This is a genomic window from Amphritea atlantica (assembly GCA_024397875.1).
GTDB lineage: Bacteria > Pseudomonadota > Gammaproteobacteria > Pseudomonadales > Balneatricaceae > Amphritea > Amphritea atlantica_B.
This window is the reverse complement of sequence record CP073344.1, coordinates 3,027,781-3,045,759: the sequence shown is the minus strand read 5'-3', so window position 1 is coordinate 3,045,759 and position 17,979 is coordinate 3,027,781. Positions and strand designations below refer to the sequence as shown.

The following is a 17,979-nucleotide window of genomic DNA, read 5'->3' as shown; positions in this document are numbered from 1 at the left end:
TGGCCTTATATACTGCGAGGTGCTTAGGAATACGGCTTGTGACATTAGAAAAAGATAGAGAGCTAGACTCCAATGGAGTTGATGTATCTTGTTTATCTAATTCTGAAAAAAAACAATCTTCAATATTTTTATGGTTGCGAGCAATTTTAAATTCTAAGAGTTTATCGAAAGAGTTGCGTGACTCGAAAGTTGTTTTGGTTTATTTGGAAAGAGCGCTGGTTTGTACAGTGTTGGCATCATTTTTTTTAAAAGAAAAGCCGAGAATTGTTGTTAATGTTGAAAGCGATTTGAAACATAAATATGGAAAATATGGTTTCTTTTCAAAGATAGTCCTTTCATTTTTTTATCGTTTTGCTAATGATGTTGTTTTTAAAACGGCTGGCAGCTCAAAGAGTTTTTTTTCTTTCTTGCCAAATGTTAAAGCGGCTGTTCATATTGTTAATAATCCAGTGTTGCTTTCTGAGGTTGGTGGTTCTGATAAAGTTGATTGTAGGATGAAAGGGTTCAAAAATATTCTCGTTGCAGGTCGGTTGCATCCAACAAAAGGTGTTTGGTTTTCTATTTACTTATATTCAGAACTTATAAAATTAGATAGATGTTATAAATTGTTAATTGCAGGTGATGGAGTTGAGAGGGATTCATTAATGATGTATGCCTCTAGTTTGGGTTTAAGAGTTGGTTGTAGTGCCATAGAATCAATGAAAGAGGTAGATGTACTTTTTCTTGGTCAAGTGTCTAATATGGCTGATTTATATCAGCAATCAGATGTCTTTTTATCAAACTCGTATTCGGAATCATTTGGGTTGACTATATTAGAGTCTATCGTAAATGGAGTTCCAGTTGTAGTATCTGACTTTGGCGGTGTACTAGATGAGGTTGACAGTCAGTATATAAAAGTTTTAGGTTTGACGCCTAAGAATTCAGCAGGTGTTGGAGATATAGATCCATGGTTATCCGCAATAAAGTTTTATTCTAATACAAGAGTCAGTAGCCATTGTATTGATTCATTTAAAGCTGGGTTTAGTGATGATAAATATAAATTAAATATGGGTAGATTGTTAAGTATCTGATTTTTTATAAGCTGATGTTTGTTTTTGAAATGTATTTGCTCTTTCTTATTTTGTGTTGCGAGGTTTTGTGAGTAATAAACTACCTAAAATATTACATGTTCTCGAAGGCTTGGGGGGAGGTACTCTGACTTCTTCTAGCCAAATTTGTAACTTAATGGTTGAAGCAGGTTGTGAAGTGCATCTTATTTATTCACCATTGAGGGATGAGCTTCCAGAAAACTGGATGGATTTTTTTTCAAAAAAAATTGTCTTGCATAGAATTGATATGAAAAGAAGTATTTCACCTGCTTCTGATTTGAAATCTCTAATAAAAATATTATGTGAATATCGTAATATAAGACCGGATGTTATACACCTTCATTGCTCGAAAGCAGGTTTTATCGGGCGGATTGCCGCAATGTTTTTTCCTTCGGCAAAGGTTTTCTATTCGCCTAGAGGTTTCGGTTTTTTGCAAGAAAATATATCCTCTTTTAGTAAAAAAGTTTATTGGATTCTTGAGTGGTTAGCATCTCGTATTTCTGGAACTATTATTGCTTGTTCTTACAGTGAGCTTGAAGAAGCTAATAAAATACATTCACGCTCGATCCTAATAGAAAACGCGATCGATGTGACAAAGGTGCCTAAAAAGGTTAGCAATGATAATAGTAAAGTCAAAGTCGGTACTTTAGGGCGCATAAGCTATCAAAAAAATCCTTATCTGTTTTTTGAAGTAGCTCAATATTTTTCTAGCAATGCAGATATTGAATTCATATGGATAGGTGGCGGAGATCAAGAAATGCAAGACTTACTTGAACGACAAGGTGTTACCGTTAGTGGTTGGCTTGAAAGGGAGGAAGCCATTAATGCATTAACTGGATTGGATATTTATCTTCAAACTTCCCTCTGGGAAGGGATGCCTCTCTCCGTTATTGAAGCTTCTCTGTCTGGCATCCCTGCCGTAGTGACAAATGTAATTGGTAACAGAGATGTTGTTGAAAATGGGGTTACTGGTTATATATGTGATGATAAGTTTGCTATAGCTGAAGCAATTGAACGTCTTCTTTTGGATAAGGGTCATCGTGAAAAGCTTGGAGACGAGTCTAGAAGTAAAGGCTTAGGACGGTTTTCAATGGAACGTTTGCTTTCTGATTATTCTAAGGTCTATGGCTTAAATAGGTGAAGGATTTACGGAGGTGATTATTGTTGGAGGTTATATCTTTAAGCTAGTGACACTATAATTTTTTTACGTCCGTTAAAGTGTAGTGTTTTTCAAGATGAGTGGATTTGAATTTTAGAATATGTAATCTTGTTCTATGCTCACTGTTAATAAAGTATAAATAGTGCATAATGCTAAATTGTGGATTGCTTTCGTAAATGATTTTGTCATAACCAAGCCTTGCGTCGGGACGTAAATATACTATTTGAATATTAAGTGGCACTGATTGCAAGCTAGATATAGGAGGTTTGATTATGTCCGCCCTTATTGTGTTTTCAGGTCTTAAACGGTATAGCAGGGCTACTTTTTTGTCATAGAAGACGTTACGTAACTGGAGCTACCAAGTGAACCGAATTTATCTTTTTTTATGATCAAACGTCTTAAGTTAAAAGTATTTAGCCAAAGAGAAATAATCCTACAAACAATTCTAAGCTTTTCAGTTCGAATTATTGCGGCGCTCTCCGCTTTTCTGCTTAGTATTGTTATCGGGCGGCAGCTTGGTGCTGAACAGGCGGGTTACTATTTTTTGTCTTTCAGTATCATCTCTTTCTTTGCCTCTATTTCGCGGGTAGGGTTTGATAATACGGTATTACGCTTTATAGGAGCTGCTCTTCCAGTATCCGAATGGAACACAGTGCGATTCGTATTGCGTTATTCAATGTGCATCGTAGGTTGTGTTTCTATGGTGGCTGGAGTGTCACTCTATCTATTAGCAGATTGGATATCACAAGTTGTGTTTGGTCAAACTGATTTAGCACCAGTATTACAAAGTATGGCGCCTGCTGTTTTTGGTTTAGCGCTACTTACACTGCTGGCGATGGCGCTACAAGGGCTGCGGCGTGTGGTTGCTTCCGTATTTTCTCTTAATATCTCAGCCAATATACTGATAGCTATTATACTAGTATTGTTTAGCCTTGATAGTGCAAAGATAGCTGGTTGGTCATTCTCATTTGCAATGCTGTTAACCATGGCAGTTGCTGCTCGGTTACTCTATAGGTGCCTTCCTAATACTGATGCTTCTATTACAACTATTACAAACAGTTCTGATCTTTGGCGGAGTTGCTTACCACTATGGGTTGTCATGGTTATGGGGCAATTAACTCAATGGTCAGGTCAGTTTATCGCTGGCGCTTGGGTCGGACCTGAACAAGTAGCTCAGTTAGCCGTTGCTCAGCGTACCTCTATGCTTGCCAGCTTTATTTTGATGGCCGTTAATATGGTGGTTGCCCCTCGCTTTGCTGCAATGTATAAACAGGGTGATTATGTGGGGTTAAATTCATTAGCAATTAACTCAGTCCGCGTGATGGTGCTTATTGTATTACCTATCATTGCTATTATGATGCTCTTTCCCTATTTCTTGATGGGGTTGTTTGGTGAAGGTTTTCGTGAGGGAGGGCATTTGTTACAGATCCTTGCTGTAGGGCAGTTTATTAATGTAGCTACTGGCTCCGTTGGTTTTTTATTGAGTATGTCAGGGCATGAAAAAGACTTACGTAATACAGTTCTTATCTCTGGGCCTATAGCAGTAGGACTGGGCTTTGCGTTAGTACCGTTTTATGGGGCTACAGGAAGTGCTATCGCGACTGCCGTTGCTGTGGCAACACAAAATCTTGTTGCTGTCTGGTGGGTAAAAAAACGTCTTGGTTTTAATACACTAGCAGTTTGGCGCTAGCTATTATGTTGGATGCGTCTCTTAGATACAGTATGACTGCAAGAAATTAATTTTCACAATCAATTATGCTTTTAAATGTTCCTGAAACGTTGGTTGATTATCTATGAGGTGCTTCTCTGCGTTCGTTTCACTATCAAGTTCAGGTTACAATAGTTACCACGTTATATTAGTTGATAATCATAAGCCTTAAGGTTTTTTCATGACAAATAAAGTCGCACTCATTACCGGTGTAACCGGCCAGGATGGCTCTTACCTAGCGGAGTTTCTGCTGGACAAAGGCTATGAAGTACACGGGATCAAGCGTCGGGCTTCCTCTTTTAATACTGAACGTGTGGATCATATCTACAAAGACAGCCATGAAGAGGATGTTAAGTTTCACTTGCACTATGGCGATCTGACGGACACCTCAAACCTGACACGGATTATCCAGCAGGTGCAACCGGATGAGATCTATAACCTGGGGGCGCAGTCTCACGTTGCTGTGTCGTTTGAGTCACCGGAATATACTGCGGATGTCGATGCTATCGGTACCTTGCGTTTGTTGGAAGCGATTCGGTTTCTGGGGCTGGAAAAGAAAACCCGCTTTTACCAGGCGTCTACTTCTGAGCTGTTTGGTGAGGTGCAGGAAACGCCACAGCGTGAGACGACACCGTTTTATCCCCGTTCGCCTTATGCGGCTGCAAAGATGTATGCCTACTGGATCACTGTAAATTACCGTGAATCCTACGGAATGTATGCCTGCAATGGTATTCTGTTTAACCATGAATCTCCTCGTCGCGGTGAGACCTTTGTCACCCGTAAAATTACCCGTGCGATTGCCAATATTGCTCAGGGCTTAGAGAAGTGCCTGTATCTGGGTAATATGGATGCCTTACGGGACTGGGGCCATGCTAAAGACTACGTGCGGATGCAGTGGATGATGCTGCAACAGGAACAGCCGGAGGATTTTGTTATCGCCACCGGTAAGCAGATCTCGGTGCGTGACTTCGTGCGGATGTCTGCTGCTGAAGTTGGCATCACGCTTGAGTTTAAAGGGGAAGGCGTTGATGAATATGCGGTTGTGGCCGGAATCGAGGGTGATAACGCTCCGGCACTGAGTGTGGGCGATGTTGTTGTCCGGGTTGATCCTAAATACTTCCGTCCGGCTGAAGTTGAAACGTTGTTGGGTGATCCAACCAAGGCCAAAGAGAAGTTGGGCTGGACACCTGAGATCACCGTCGAAGAGATGTGTGCCGAGATGGTGCTGAACGATCTGAATAAAGCCAAACAGCATGCTCTGCTTAAAAAACACGGCTATGACGTGAATGTTGTTTTAGAGCATTAAGGCGTTAGAGCGATTAACCACAGAGGACACGGAGGTCCACAGAGAAGGGCTTTTGTGTAAGAGCGATTAACCACAGAGGACACGGAGGTCCACAGAGAAGGGTTTTTGTGTAAGAGCGATTTATCACAGAGGACACGCAGATCACCGAGTAGTGCTTTTGTGTAAGAGCGTTTTACCACAGAGGACACAGAGAAGGACTTTCGTGTAAGAGCGGTTTACCACAGAGGGCTCAGAGGTCCACAGAGAAGGGCTTTTGTGTAAGGGCGTTTTACCACAGAGGACACGGAGGTCCACAGAGAAGGGCTTTTGTGTAAGAGCGTTTTACCACAGAGGACACAGAGGTCCACAGAGAAGGGCTTTTGTGTAAGAGCGGTTTTACCACAGAGGACTCAGAGGTCCACAGAGAAGGGCTTTTGTGTAAGGGCGTTTTACCACTGAGAATACTTTAAGTTCTTACCATCGACTTTGCTTTTCCTCGGTGCTCTCTGTGTCCTCTGTGGTGAACCTTTTCTGTCTATGCATTTATGGTTTTGTTAGGGGTTTTAAATGACTAAAGTTTTTGTAGCGGGCCATAAGGGGATGGTTGGTTCTGCTATCTGTCGGAAGCTTGCGGCTGATGGTTCTGTGGATGTTGTTACAGCTTCCCGTGATGAACTGGACCTGCTTTCACAGGCTGATGTTGCCCGTTTTTTTAATGAACATAGGTTTGATCAGGTGTATCTGGCAGCCGCTAAGGTGGGCGGTATCTGGGCGAATAATGAATACCCGGCTGAGTTTATCTATCAGAACCTGACTATTCAGAATAATGTCATCCATTCTGCTTATCAGTCGGGTGTTAAGAAGCTACTGTTTCTTGGATCGTCTTGTATCTACCCAAAACTAGCGGAGCAACCGATGCAGGAAAGTGCTCTGTTGACCGGCGTGCTGGAGCCGACTAACGAGCCTTATGCGATTGCCAAAATTGCCGGTATTAAGATGTGTGAATCTTATAATCGTCAGTATGGTGTTGATTACCGCAGTGTGATGCCGACCAACCTGTACGGTGAGAATGATAATTTTCATCCTGAGAACTCCCATGTCATACCCGCGCTGATGCGTCGCTTTCATGAAGCGAAACTTGCCGGTGATGCTGAGGTGGTTGTCTGGGGCACCGGCAAGCCTATGCGTGAGTTTCTGCATGTGGATGATATGGCCGCTGCATCTGTATTTGTAATGAATGCCGATAAGGATATCTATGCCGCTAATACTGAAACCATGTTGTCGCATCTGAATGTCGGCACCGGTGAGGATTGCACCATCGCTGAGATGGCCCTGACTATGGCAGAGGTTGTTGGTTTTGAAGGTGAGGTGGTATTTGATTCAACCAAACCGGATGGTACGCCCCGTAAGCTGATGGATGTTAGCAAACTGAATGCGCTGGGCTGGAAATATTCGATCAGTTTGAAAGACGGCCTGGCGATGACCTATGAGTGGTTCTTACAGCATCAGGATAGCTTTAGAGCGTAAAAAGCTAAGAGCGGTTCACCACAGAGGGCACAGAGGGTCACAGAGAAGAGCTTTTTGTTAAGGGCTTTTGATTGTTGGGTTTTCCTCGGTGTTCTCTGTGGTGAGTAATGTTGTATTAATTTCAAAGTCTGTTCGACAGGAGGTCGATATGGGAAGGGATTTTCTCACGGATAAAGTAATTGGGTGCGCGATTGAGGTTCACCGTCAATTAGGGCCTGGGTTACTTGAGTCTAGCTATGAGAGTTGTTTGATGTATGAATTAGCTCAGGCTAGAGTTGATGCGCGGGCACAGGTTTCGTTGCCTGTGGCCTACAAAGGAATGAGTATCGATGCAGGATACCGCATTGATATCCTGATTCCTGGTGAGCTGATTCTTGAACTTAAGTCTGTTGATAAGTTGATGCCTATACATACAGCTCAAATGCTAACTTACCTTAAGTTATCAGGGATTAGAAAAGGCCTTGTGATTAACTTCAATGTAGGTAAGTTAATCAATGGACTTAAAAGGGTCGTGCTTTAAGGGAACTCATCACTGAGGGCACTGCGAAGTACTTTTGTAAGAACGGTATTACCACAGAGGACACAGAGGTCCACAGAGAAGTACTTTTGTGTAAGAGCGTTTTACCACTGAGGATACCTTAAGTTCTTACCTTCGACTTTGCTTTTCCTTGGTGCTCTCTGTGTCCTCTGTGGTGAATATGTTTTTGTAAGGGCTGTTTTACCACAGAGGAAGCAGAGGGCCACAGAGAAGGGGTTTTTGTTAAGGGCTCTTTAATTGTTGGCTTTTCCTCGGTGTGCTCTGTGGTCTCGGTGGTGACAAGCTTTAAGGATTTTAATGGATAATAGCTTTCTTTCTTCTGATGACTTTCGTCGCGTGGTTGATTCAACGCCTCTGATCTCGATTGATCTGGTGGTTAAGTCACCTGATGGCAGGGTTTTGCTGGGAAAGCGGTTGAATAAACCCGCCAAAGATTTTTGGTTTGTGCCGGGTGGGCGGGTTTTAAAGAATGAGCGTTTAGCCGATGCATTTTCCCGGCTGACTAAAGCTGAGCTGGGGGTTGAAATCGCGATTCAGGATGCCCGTTATCTTGGTTTGTATGAACATTTTTATGATGACAGTGCGTTGAGTGATAGTGTTTCTACACACTATGTTGTTAATGCGTTTGTAATAGAATTGAGCGAGGCTGTGACGGCCCTGCCGGTTGAGCAGCACAGTGATTATCGGTGGTTGTCTGAAGATGAGTTATTAAGCGCTGATGATGTGCATAACCACTCTAAGTGGTATTTTCTGAACGAAAAAGGATATTCTGTATGATCCCTGTAATTATGGCGGGTGGCTCTGGTACCCGTCTCTGGCCACTTTCCCGCACTCAGTATCCAAAGCAGTTTCTTGGGCTTAACAGCGATCTTTCAATGCTGCAGGAGACGGTAAAGCGGTTGGGCAGTGTTGATCAGGTGTGCCTGATCTGTAATGAGGAACACCGTTTTCTGGCGGCAGAGCAGATGCGGGTTGCGAATCAATCCTGTTCTATCTTTCTCGAGCCTGTCGGGCGTAATACGGCACCGGCCATTGCGCTGGCTGCTATCGATGCGGTTAATAAAGGGTTGGGTGGCGAGTGTTTGTTGGTGCTTGCTGCGGATCATGTGATTGAGGACGAGCAGACCTTCCAAAAGGTGATTGCTCAGGCAGAACCTCTGGCTAAAGAGGGGTGTCTGGTGACCTTTGGTATTGTGCCGACGCATGCGGAAACGGGTTATGGGTATATTAAAGCCGATGTCCGGAAAGGTGACGATCAGTCGCGTGACGCGTATCCGGTGGCTGAGTTTGTTGAAAAGCCTGATCTGGAAACCGCTCAGACTTATCTGGATGAGGGTGGCTATTACTGGAACAGCGGTATGTTTATGTTCCGGGCAGACCGTTATCTGGAAGAACTGGGTAAGTTCCGTCCCGATATTCTTGAAGCGTGTCAGAAGGCGATGCTGGACACCTCGACCGATATGGATTTTATCCGGGTAGACGCTGAGGCTTTCAAAGCCTGTCCGGATGAGTCGGTTGACTATGCGGTGATGGAGCCTCTTTGCGCGGCAGAAGGCGCTGATAGTGTGGTTGTACTGCCTCTTGATGCGGGCTGGAGTGATGTCGGTAGCTGGACGGCCCTGTGGGAGATTAAGGATAAAGACAGCGACGGCAATGTGATTAATGGTGATGTTATCGCTCACAGCACCCGCAATTCGTATGTTATGTCGACCAGTCGACTGGTCACGACGCTGGGTGTGGATAACCTGATTGTCGTTGATACACCGGATGCTTTGCTGGTGGCTGATAAAAGCAAGATTCAGGATGTTAAGAAGATCGTTTCTGAAATCAAAGATAACAACCGGAATGAAACCTTTCAGCACCGGGAGGTATACCGTCCCTGGGGTAAATATGACTCGATTGATGTGGGCGAGCGCTATCAGGTTAAACGTATTACGGTGAAGCCGGGCGCGCGTTTATCTGTACAGAAGCACCACCACCGTGCCGAACACTGGGTCGTGGTGAGCGGCACGGCAAAAGTGACCAAAGGTGAAGAGACGTTCCTGGTCACTGAAAACCAGTCCACCTACATCCCGTTAGGCGAGATTCACTGCCTGGAAAACCCGGGGATGGTGGCGCTTGAGCTGATAGAGATACAGTCGGGGTCCTATCTGGGAGAGGATGATATAGTCCGGCTGGATGATCAGTATGGGAGGGCGTAAGAGCCGAAGTCCGTTGTCCGATCGCTTCGCTTGTCCGAGGTCCGAAAAAGCATATTAGTTCCGTAGGCGAAGTCTTTCCCTTGTGGGAGCCCCTTTAGCATGCCCTCTGGGTACCAGGAGCGATAAACTTAAAAACGAGGGCCTAAAATCGAGGCCCGAATGCTACGCTTGTCTGAGATCCGAATAAGCGGACAAGCAGCCGAAGGCTGCGTTCTGAAAATGAAATGTTCGGACAAGCGCAGCGTTCGGACTTCTGCATTGTTCTGACTTCTGCTTTAAAAACATGGAGGTTGTTATGGGATTTGAAAATCTGGACGTATGGAAACGTTCTTGTCGCTTGAGTTGTGAAGTTTATAAATCGATGGCTGATTGTCGTGATTATGGTTTTAAGGATCAGATCACACGGAGTAGTTTGTCTATTCCCAGTAATATAGCTGAGGGATTTGAACGGGGTTCGATTAAGGATAAAAGGAAGTTTTATCTCTACGCCCGGGGCTCTGCTGGAGAACTTAAAACCCAGGTCTATATCGGTCAGCGAATTGGTTATGTCTCTTCTGAGGCGGGGAATCACTGGTGTGATGAGCTCGTCGATATTCAGAAAATGCTGACAGGCTTGATAAAGAAAGCGGAGGGATGAGAGCTGGTCCATAAAAGCCGAAGTCCGTAGTCCGATCACTTCGTTTGTCCGAGCGCTGCGCTTGTCCGCTTCTTCGGACTTCCGACAAGCGAAGCGATCGGACGAGTGAAACGATCGGACCCCGGCTCTTAGCCCTTAAATCATCTGCTTCTGTTTAAGCAGTTCAATGACTTTATCGGCGGCCTCTTCAGGTGTTATTTCGACTGTTTTCAGGTCGAGTTCCGGGGTCTCGGGTGTTTCATAAGGTGAGTCGATGCCAGTGAAGTTTTTCAGCTCGCCACGGCGGGCTTTTTTATACAGGCCTTTTACGTCCCGGTCTTCTGCAACGTCCAGCGGAGTGTTGACGAAAATCTCGATAAATTCGCCCGCTTCAACCATGTCCCGTGCCATTTGTCGTTCTGCCCGGAAAGGGGAGATGAACGAGGTGATAACAATCAGCCCCGCATCGACCATCAGTCTGGCGACTTCGGCGATACGGCGGATGTTTTCCACCCGGTCCTGATCGGTGAAGCCGAGGTCTTTATTCAGACCGTGGCGGACGTTGTCACCATCCAGCAGGTAGGTATGGTGGCCGGATGCCAGCAGTTTCTGTTCGACCAGGTCAGCAATGGTTGATTTACCCGACCCTGACAGGCCTGTTAGCCAGATAATGCATGGCTTCTGAGATTTCAGTGTTGAGCGGACCGCTTTGTTCACTTCGGTGTGCTGCACGGTGATGTTGGTGCTTCGGCGAAGGGCAAAGTTTATCAGGCCTGCGCCCACGGTATTATTGGTCATCCGGTCGATAAGGATGAAGCTGCCGGTATCACGGTTGGCTTTATAAGCATCGAAGGCGATGTTCTGATCAAGGCTGATATTACATTCGCCGATGCCGTTCAGTTCCAGCTTTTTAGCGGCCAGGTGTTCCATCGTGTTAACGTTCACCTGATGCTTGATATCGGTAATCGATGCGGTGACGGTTTTGCTGCCGATCTGCATCAGGTAAGTACGGCCTGGCATCAACGGTTCTTCATGCATCCAGATGATAGTGGTTTCAAACTGTTTACCTATGGATGCGGGCTCTTCAGCAGAGGTGAGCATGTCGCCGCGGGAGATATCAATCTCGTCATTCAGTGTCAGCGTGACGGACTGGCCTGCAACGGCCTGTGGCAGGTTGCCATCATAGGTTGAGATGGTGGCAATGGTGCTCTCTTTGCCTGAAGGGAGTGCACGGATGCGGTCGCCCGGCTGGATAACCCCGCTGGCCAGCTGGCCCGAGAAACCACGGAAATCCAGGTTAGGACGGTTTACCCATTGAACCGCCATACGGAACGGCTGTTTCTGCATCAGCTCATCATCGACCTGTACGGTTTCCAGATAACCCATCAGTGTGGTGCCGTGATACCAGGGCATGTTGCTGCTGGGTGCAGTGATGTTGTCACCGGCCAGCGCCGACATCGGAATAAAGGTGATCTGCTCAATACCGATCTGCCGGGCAAATTCGGTATAGTCCTCTTTGATCTGTGTGTAGGTCTGCTCGGAGTAGTCCACCAGGTCCATCTTGTTGATCGCGACGACGATATGCGGAATGCCGATGAGGGAGGTCAGGTAGCTGTGACGACGGGTCTGGGTCAGGATGCCACGGCGGGCATCCACCATCAGAATTGCGACGTCAGCGGTGGACGCGCCGGTGACCATGTTACGGGTGTATTGTTCATGCCCGGGGGTGTCTGCAACGATAAACTTACGCTTATCGGTAGAGAAGAAGCGGTAGGCAACATCGATGGTGATGCCTTGTTCACGCTCAGCCGCCAGCCCATCAACCAGCAGGGCAAAGTCAATATTGTCGCCCTGAGTTCCGAATTTTTTGGATTCAGCTTCAACCGCTGCCAGTTGGTCTTCGAAGAGTAGCTTTGATTCGTATAGCAGACGTCCGATCAGGGTGCTTTTACCATCATCAACACTGCCGCAGGTGATAAAGCGCAGCAGGCTTTTCTGTTCGTGGTCTTTCAGGTATTGAACGATATCTTCAGATATCATCTCTGATGAATGTGCCATTAGAAATAGCCCTCCTGCTTTTTCTTTTCCATTGAGGCGGCAGAGTCGTGATCGATCATCCGGCCCTGGCGTTCTGAGGTTTTGGTCAGCAACATCTCCTGGATGATGGCTGGCAGCGTGTCGGCTTCTGACTCAACCGCTCCGGTCAGTGGGTAACACCCCAGGGTTCTGAAACGCACTTTCTTCATCATCGGGACTTCGTTGGGTTGCAGCGGCATACGCTCATCATCCACCATGATCAGCGTCCCGTCGCGTTCGACAACCGGGCGTTCGGCCGACAGGTAGAGCGGGACAATCGGAATCTGCTCCAGATAGATATACTGCCAGATATCCAGTTCGGTCCAGTTGGATAGTGGGAATACCCGGATCGATTCGCCCGGACGTTTGTTGGCGTTGTAGTTTTTCCACAGCTCAGGGCGTTGATTTTTCGGGTCCCAGCGGTGATCGGCAGTACGGAAAGAAAAAATTCGTTCTTTGGCGCGGGACTTTTCTTCGTCGCGGCGCGCACCCCCAAAGGCAACATCGAATTTAAACTTATTCAAGGCCTGCTTCAGGCCCTCAGTTTTCATGATGTCGGTGTGCAGGGAGGATCCATGAGTGAATGGATTGATCTCTTTTTCCAGACCTTCCGGATTCATATAGGTGATCAGCTCAACTCCGAGATCTTTCACCAGTTGATCGCGAAAGGTGTACATGTCGCGGAATTTCCAGCCGGTATCAACGTGCAGCAGAGGAAATGGCGGCTTGGACGGATGAAAAGCTTTCATCGCCAGGTGCAACATCACTGCGCTGTCCTTGCCGATGGAATATAACATGACCGGGTTATCGGCTTTGGAAACGACTTCACGCATTATTTGTATGCTTTCGGCTTCCAGTCTTTGTAAATGTGTTAATGCCATCGTGGTCCTCACATATGACTGAGTTAATGCTTTCTCACCGCCTGCCGGAATGGTAACTGGCGGGTTGCTGTGTCTGGATGTTGCGTACGTTAACAGGGTTAATTGCGACTGGCTGGCCAGCCATTGCTGAATATCGGTGTATCGCTGTAGCGGCACGCTATGGAAGGACAGTGTCACTGCCGATTTAAACTGATGACTAAGCCGTTGCAGAAAATGAAGAATGAGTTTGCTGTCGGGGGCGTCGGGGGTTGCCAGCCAGTAGAGTTTGCCTCTGAAATCCTGTGCATAAATAAAATGTCCCCCTGCGACCGAGCCATACTTCGTTGCTGGCGGGGTAAAGGTGGCGATGCCTCCCTTGAGTACTTTTCCTTCGGGGGATGGACTTCTGAGTGCTGTCTCCCGCGAATCATCTTGTGCGCTATTCAGCTCGGGGTGATGTTGCATCAGCCACGCTTTGGGGCTGTCTGTGCTGTGTGACTCAGGGGGAGCGATTATGCCCCAGCTTTTCAGATAACGGTTAATCGTTTTGAGTGACCGTTCATGCTGGTGCGTTCTGAACCAGTCCTGAACTTGTTGGGTGGTCCAGAGTGTATTATCTGAAGGGAGGCCAGACAGCATAAACTCAAGGCAGTCGCTTTCAGAGTCTGTTTTAGGCCGACCTCTTTTTCCGGTGTTTATCGCTTCCCAACCACCCTCTATAAAACGTTTATGGGATGAAATTATGGTCGGATTGGAAAGACCGGTTTTTTGTTTGATGGCGGACAGGGTTTCTCCACTGAGCCGAAGCTGTACCGCTTCTTTTCTAAGCTTGTTTAGCTCTGTTGAAGAAAGTTTCTTGCCGCTCATTCTGAATATCCTGTATAAGAATTGTGATCATACAAAGTTAGCGGTATGCTGACAAACATTTACTGTTAAACATATAGTGTCTTGAATTTTTGCTGGAGTGAAGATCGCTTCGTCAGGTGGAATATCAGGGACTCAGAAAGTCGAAATATGGAATTCTCAGCGGGACTCACTCTCTTTACACTTATTTCGGTACTGCTATTGCTGGTTTTTAGCCATATTGCAGCAGATATGGTTCTCATGGCGGCCATGGGTGTTTTAATCATCTTCAAAATACTGACGCCTGCAGAAGCGCTGGTGGGTTTTTCAAACCCGGGAGTGATTACCATTGCTGCTTTTTATGTGGTCGCTGCCGGGCTGAAAGAGACGGGGGCGGTGCGCTGGGCTGGTCAGCTTTTACTTGGCTTGCCCGAGAGTGAAAAACGTTCACTGCTCCGGGTGGTTATCCCAACCTCGCTACTCAGTGCTTTCATGAACAATACCGCTGTCGTCGCCATGTTTATTCCGGCAGTTCAGGACTGGGCCCGCAGGATCAAGATCCCCGTTTCTAAACTGCTTCTACCCTTGAGTTATGCCGCCATTCTTGGCGGGACCTGCACCCTTATCGGCACGAGTACCAACCTGGTGGTGGATGGGCTGCTTCAGGCTGAGACCGGCGTTGCCCTGGGAATGTTTGATCTGGCTTGGGTCGGGGTTCCGGTGTTGTTCATCGCGGGGGGACTGATTGTCTTATTAGCGCCTGTTTTACTACCCGACCGGAAAGGTGTCGTTGAGCAGCTTGAATTGGCCCGGGAATATGTGGTTGAGCTGGTTGTTAGTCCAGCCGGCCCTATTGTCGGAAAAACCGTTGCTCAGGCGGGCTTGCGGCACCTGACGTATGGATATCTTATTGATATCAGACGGCGCGGGCAGTTAATCACGGCGGTTTCTCCCGATGTTGTGCTCGAAGCGGATGATGTGCTGGTGTTTGTTGGTGCCGCTGAAAGTGCGCATGAGCTTCGCGGGATACGGGGGTTGCTGCCCTCTGGTGATGGTCTGGAAAACCTGGGGATCGCGTTGCAGGAGCGCTGCCTGGTTGAGGCGGTGATTGGTCCTGAGTTTTTCGGGCTGGATCAGACCGTGAGAGAGTCCCGCTTTCGCAGTCGCTTCCGGGCGGCAATCTTATCTGTGTGTCGGCAGGGTCAGCGTCTGGACGGCAAGATCGGTGATATCCAGCTGCAGATGGGCGATACGCTATTACTGGAAGCCAGTGATGATTTTGTCAGTCAGTATCGCTCCCGAAGAGACTTTCTGTTGGTGAGTGCGCTGAATGAATCGACCCCTCCCGATTTTGCCCGGGCGCCTGTTGCCATCGGGACGCTGCTGTTGATGGTGCTGGTCAGTGCAACGGGCTTGTTATCAATTCTTGAAGCCTCCTTTATGGCTGCGGGGATTATGCTGGCGAGCCGGTGTGTATCCGTATCCAAAGCCCGTCGGAACGTCGATTTATCTGTGCTGATGGTGATCGCGTCCTCTTTTGCACTCGGCGCGGCCATGGTGAAAACGGGCAATGCCCGCCTTATTGCAGACGGGTTGCTGTTTTCTGATGGCATCACTCCCTGGCAGGCATTGATACTGATCTATCTTATAACGGTTATATTTACGGAACTGATTACTAACAATGCTGCCGCAGTGCTGATGTTCCCGATCGCTATGGCGTTAGCGGAGCAGTTGGGGGTTAGCTATATGCCGTTTATTATCGCGATTATGTTTGCGGCTTCTGCCAGCTTTATAACCCCCCTGGGCTATCAGACTAATTTGATGGTGTATGGTCCGGGAGGGTATCGTTTTACAGATTATGCCCGGTTAGGTATACCGCTTAGTATAACCGTTGCGGTGGTGTCACTGTTTCTGATTCCGCAGATCTGGCATTTTTAAGTTTTAACTTTTGCAAAGTGAGAAGGACATCATGTTCAATAATCAAGATATTATCGATCTGGCTAAACACGCGGGCGCTGCAATCATGGCGATCTATCAACGTGATTTTGCTGTGTATGAAAAGCAGGATGAAAGTCCGCTGACGGAAGCTGATTTAGCCTCTCACCATTGTATTGTTGACGGGCTTAAACGACTGACGCCTCAGATTCCGGTTTTATCTGAGGAGTCCGATGCTGATGAACATCTGGAGCGTATGTCATGGCAGCGATACTGGCTGATTGATCCGCTCGATGGAACCAAAGAGTTTATCAAGAAGAACGACGAGTTTACCGTCAATATTGCCCTGATCGATCAGGGTAAAGCTGTGTTTGGTGTTGTTTATGCGCCGGCACTGGATGTTACGTATTGGGGTGATGCTGACGGGGCGTTTAAAGAGTCCGCTGGACAGGTTGAGTCAATCAAGGTGTCTGCTATTCCCGCTGAAGGTGCCGTCTGGCGTGTAGTGGGAAGCCGTTCACATCAGACTGATGAATTCAAAGCGTTTGTTAAGGGGCTGCCGGATACCGAAGTGGTTTCCATGGGCAGTTCTCTGAAACTGTGTCTGGTTGCCGAGGGCGCCGCTGATCTTTATCCGCGTCTGGGATTAACCAGTGAATGGGATACTGCTGCGGCACATGCTGTGGTCAGTGCAGCCGGAGGTCTGGTTCTGCAATACCCTGAGCTGACACCGCTGCTGTACAATACCCGCCCGAACACGCTGTTGAATCCATTCTTTATTGTCTGCGCTGAAAAGTCGGATAAGTGGGGTTGAAAGCCGAGGTTCGCTGTCCGATCGCTGCGCTTGTCCGGGTCCGAAAAAGAAGCCGCTGTAGGAGGTGCTCCTCGCGGCTATAAAGCCATCGCCCCGGGTACGGGGTTTAATGTATTGTAGGAGCCCCTTTAGCATGCCCTCTGGGTGCCCGGGGGCAGGAGTAGTTGCCCTTGTGGGAGCCCCGTCCCGGGGCGATAAACCTGAGAAACGGCGGGGACGTCTAACATATTCATCAATTAAGGACTGATTTTATATGGCAATTCTGGTTACGGGCGGGGCTGGCTACATTGGGTCTCATACCGTTGTTATGTTACTTGAGGCGGGCTATGAGGTTGTCGTGCTTGATAACCTGTGTAACAGCCATCCTGAGGTCTTTAACCGGGTCGAACAGATCACCGGAAAACGCCCGGTTTTTGTGGAAGGGGATATCCGTGACCGGGTGTGTCTGAATACGGTTTTTTCTGAGTATGCTATTGAGTCGGTTATCCACTTTGCGGGATTAAAAGCGGTAGGGGAGTCGGTTGCTCAGCCTCTGCGCTATTATCAGAACAATGTCGAAGGCTCGTTGACCCTTTTTGATGTGATGGCCAGCAATGGCTGCAAGCGTATTGTGTTTAGTTCATCGGCGACGGTTTATGGCGACCCGGCTTCGGTTCCCATCCGTGAAGACTTCCCTCTGTCAGCCACCAACCCCTATGGTCAGTCGAAGCTGATGATTGAAAATATCCTCAGGGATCTGGCTGTGTCAGATAGTGCATGGCAGATATCCCTGTTGCGTTATTTCAATCCGGTGGGGGCTCACACGAGTGGTCTGATGGGTGAAGATCCTGCGGGTATTCCCAATAACCTGATGCCGTTTGTCGCCCAGGTTGCCGTCGGTAAACGTGAAAAACTAAGTGTGTTTGGCGGGGATTATCCAACGGTTGATGGTACCGGTGTGCGTGATTATATCCATGTAGAAGACCTGGCGGCCGGGCACCTGTGTGCGTTAGCTGCCCTGAATCCGCAACATGATTGCAGGGCGTATAACTTAGGCACAGGCAATGGCTATTCAGTGCTTGAGGTCGTAAAGGCGTTTGCCTGTGCCTCCGAGCGGGAGATTCCGTATCAGATTGTTGCGCGGCGCGCGGGTGATATTGCAGAATGCTATGCTGATCCGTCGTTCAGTCAGGGGGCACTGGGTTGGATTGCGAAGTATGATCTTAAACGGATGGTTGAAGATCACTGGCGCTGGCAGATCAATAATCCAGAGGGGTATAGGTAAGCGCTGAGTAGGAGCGGCATTCTGCCGCGATGGTTTTATCGCCCCTGGAAGGGGCTCCTACGGGG

At 47.5% G+C, this 17,979-nt stretch carries 14 protein-coding genes; 12 read left to right on the top strand and 2 right to left on the bottom strand.

Annotated features, from left to right (window positions below; translation table 11 throughout):
- Positions 1-38 precede the first annotated feature (38 nt).
- The 9 genes from KDX31_14040 (at position 39) to KDX31_14000 (ending at position 10,143) form a co-directional block, all read left to right on the top strand.
- The gene (locus tag KDX31_14040; GenBank protein ID UTW02467.1) at positions 39-1,070 is read left to right on the top strand and encodes a glycosyltransferase; all 1,032 of its coding nucleotides are present in this window, start codon (positions 39-41) and stop codon (positions 1,068-1,070) included.
- Positions 1,071-1,137: 67 nt separating this feature from the next.
- Positions 1,138-2,229: a glycosyltransferase gene (locus tag KDX31_14035; protein UTW02466.1), complete on the top strand. Its 1,092-nt coding sequence runs from the start codon at positions 1,138-1,140 to the stop codon at positions 2,227-2,229.
- Between the two features lie 403 nt (positions 2,230-2,632).
- Positions 2,633-3,937, top strand: coding sequence for an oligosaccharide flippase family protein (locus tag KDX31_14030; GenBank protein ID UTW02465.1), 1,305 nt, complete (start codon positions 2,633-2,635; stop codon positions 3,935-3,937).
- A gap of 199 nt (positions 3,938-4,136) precedes the next feature.
- Positions 4,137-5,261: a GDP-mannose 4,6-dehydratase gene (gene gmd / locus KDX31_14025; GenBank protein UTW02464.1), complete on the top strand. Its 1,125-nt coding sequence runs from the start codon at positions 4,137-4,139 to the stop codon at positions 5,259-5,261.
- A gap of 546 nt (positions 5,262-5,807) precedes the next feature.
- Positions 5,808-6,767 carry a GDP-L-fucose synthase gene (locus KDX31_14020; GenBank protein UTW02463.1) on the top strand — a complete coding sequence of 320 codons (960 nt, stop codon included), beginning with the start codon at positions 5,808-5,810 and terminating at the stop codon, positions 6,765-6,767.
- A gap of 148 nt (positions 6,768-6,915) precedes the next feature.
- On the top strand, positions 6,916-7,287 hold the full coding sequence (locus KDX31_14015) for a GxxExxY protein (GenBank protein UTW02462.1): 372 nt from the start codon (positions 6,916-6,918) through the stop codon (positions 7,285-7,287).
- Between the two features lie 315 nt (positions 7,288-7,602).
- The gene (locus KDX31_14010; protein UTW02461.1) at positions 7,603-8,082 is read left to right on the top strand and encodes a GDP-mannose mannosyl hydrolase; all 480 of its coding nucleotides are present in this window, start codon (positions 7,603-7,605) and stop codon (positions 8,080-8,082) included.
- On the top strand, positions 8,079-9,506 hold the full coding sequence (locus KDX31_14005) for a mannose-1-phosphate guanylyltransferase/mannose-6-phosphate isomerase (GenBank protein UTW02460.1): 1,428 nt from the start codon (positions 8,079-8,081) through the stop codon (positions 9,504-9,506). Before KDX31_14010 ends, KDX31_14005 begins: the two co-directional genes overlap by 4 nt.
- Positions 9,507-9,801: 295 nt before the next feature.
- Positions 9,802-10,143, top strand: a complete 342-nt coding sequence (locus tag KDX31_14000; protein UTW02459.1) for a four helix bundle protein — start codon at positions 9,802-9,804, stop codon at positions 10,141-10,143.
- 135 nt (positions 10,144-10,278) lie between these two features.
- Here the strand turns inward: KDX31_14000 and cysN are convergent, their stop codons facing one another.
- Positions 10,279-12,180: a sulfate adenylyltransferase subunit CysN gene (gene cysN / locus KDX31_13995; protein UTW02458.1), complete on the bottom strand. Its 1,902-nt coding sequence runs from the start codon at positions 12,178-12,180 to the stop codon at positions 10,279-10,281.
- Positions 12,180-13,925: a sulfate adenylyltransferase subunit CysD gene (gene cysD, locus KDX31_13990; GenBank protein ID UTW02457.1), complete on the bottom strand. Its 1,746-nt coding sequence runs from the start codon at positions 13,923-13,925 to the stop codon at positions 12,180-12,182. The genes cysN and cysD overlap by 1 nt, the downstream gene beginning before the upstream one ends.
- Before the next feature lie 147 nt (positions 13,926-14,072).
- Here cysD and KDX31_13985 point away from each other — a divergent pair, with 147 nt between their 5' ends.
- The 3 genes from KDX31_13985 to galE all read left to right on the top strand — a co-directional run bounded on the left by KDX31_13985 (position 14,073) and on the right by galE (position 17,914).
- The gene (locus KDX31_13985; GenBank protein ID UTW02456.1) at positions 14,073-15,839 is read left to right on the top strand and encodes an SLC13 family permease; all 1,767 of its coding nucleotides are present in this window, start codon (positions 14,073-14,075) and stop codon (positions 15,837-15,839) included.
- Between the two features lie 31 nt (positions 15,840-15,870).
- Entirely contained in the window at positions 15,871-16,650 is a 780-nt protein-coding gene (cysQ, locus tag KDX31_13980) for a 3'(2'),5'-bisphosphate nucleotidase CysQ (protein ID UTW02455.1), read from the top strand.
- 253 nt (positions 16,651-16,903) lie between these two features.
- A complete protein-coding gene (gene galE, locus KDX31_13975; GenBank protein UTW02454.1) occupies positions 16,904-17,914 on the top strand; it encodes a UDP-glucose 4-epimerase GalE in 1,011 nt (336 codons plus the stop codon).
- The last annotated feature ends 65 nt before the right edge of the window (positions 17,915-17,979 follow it).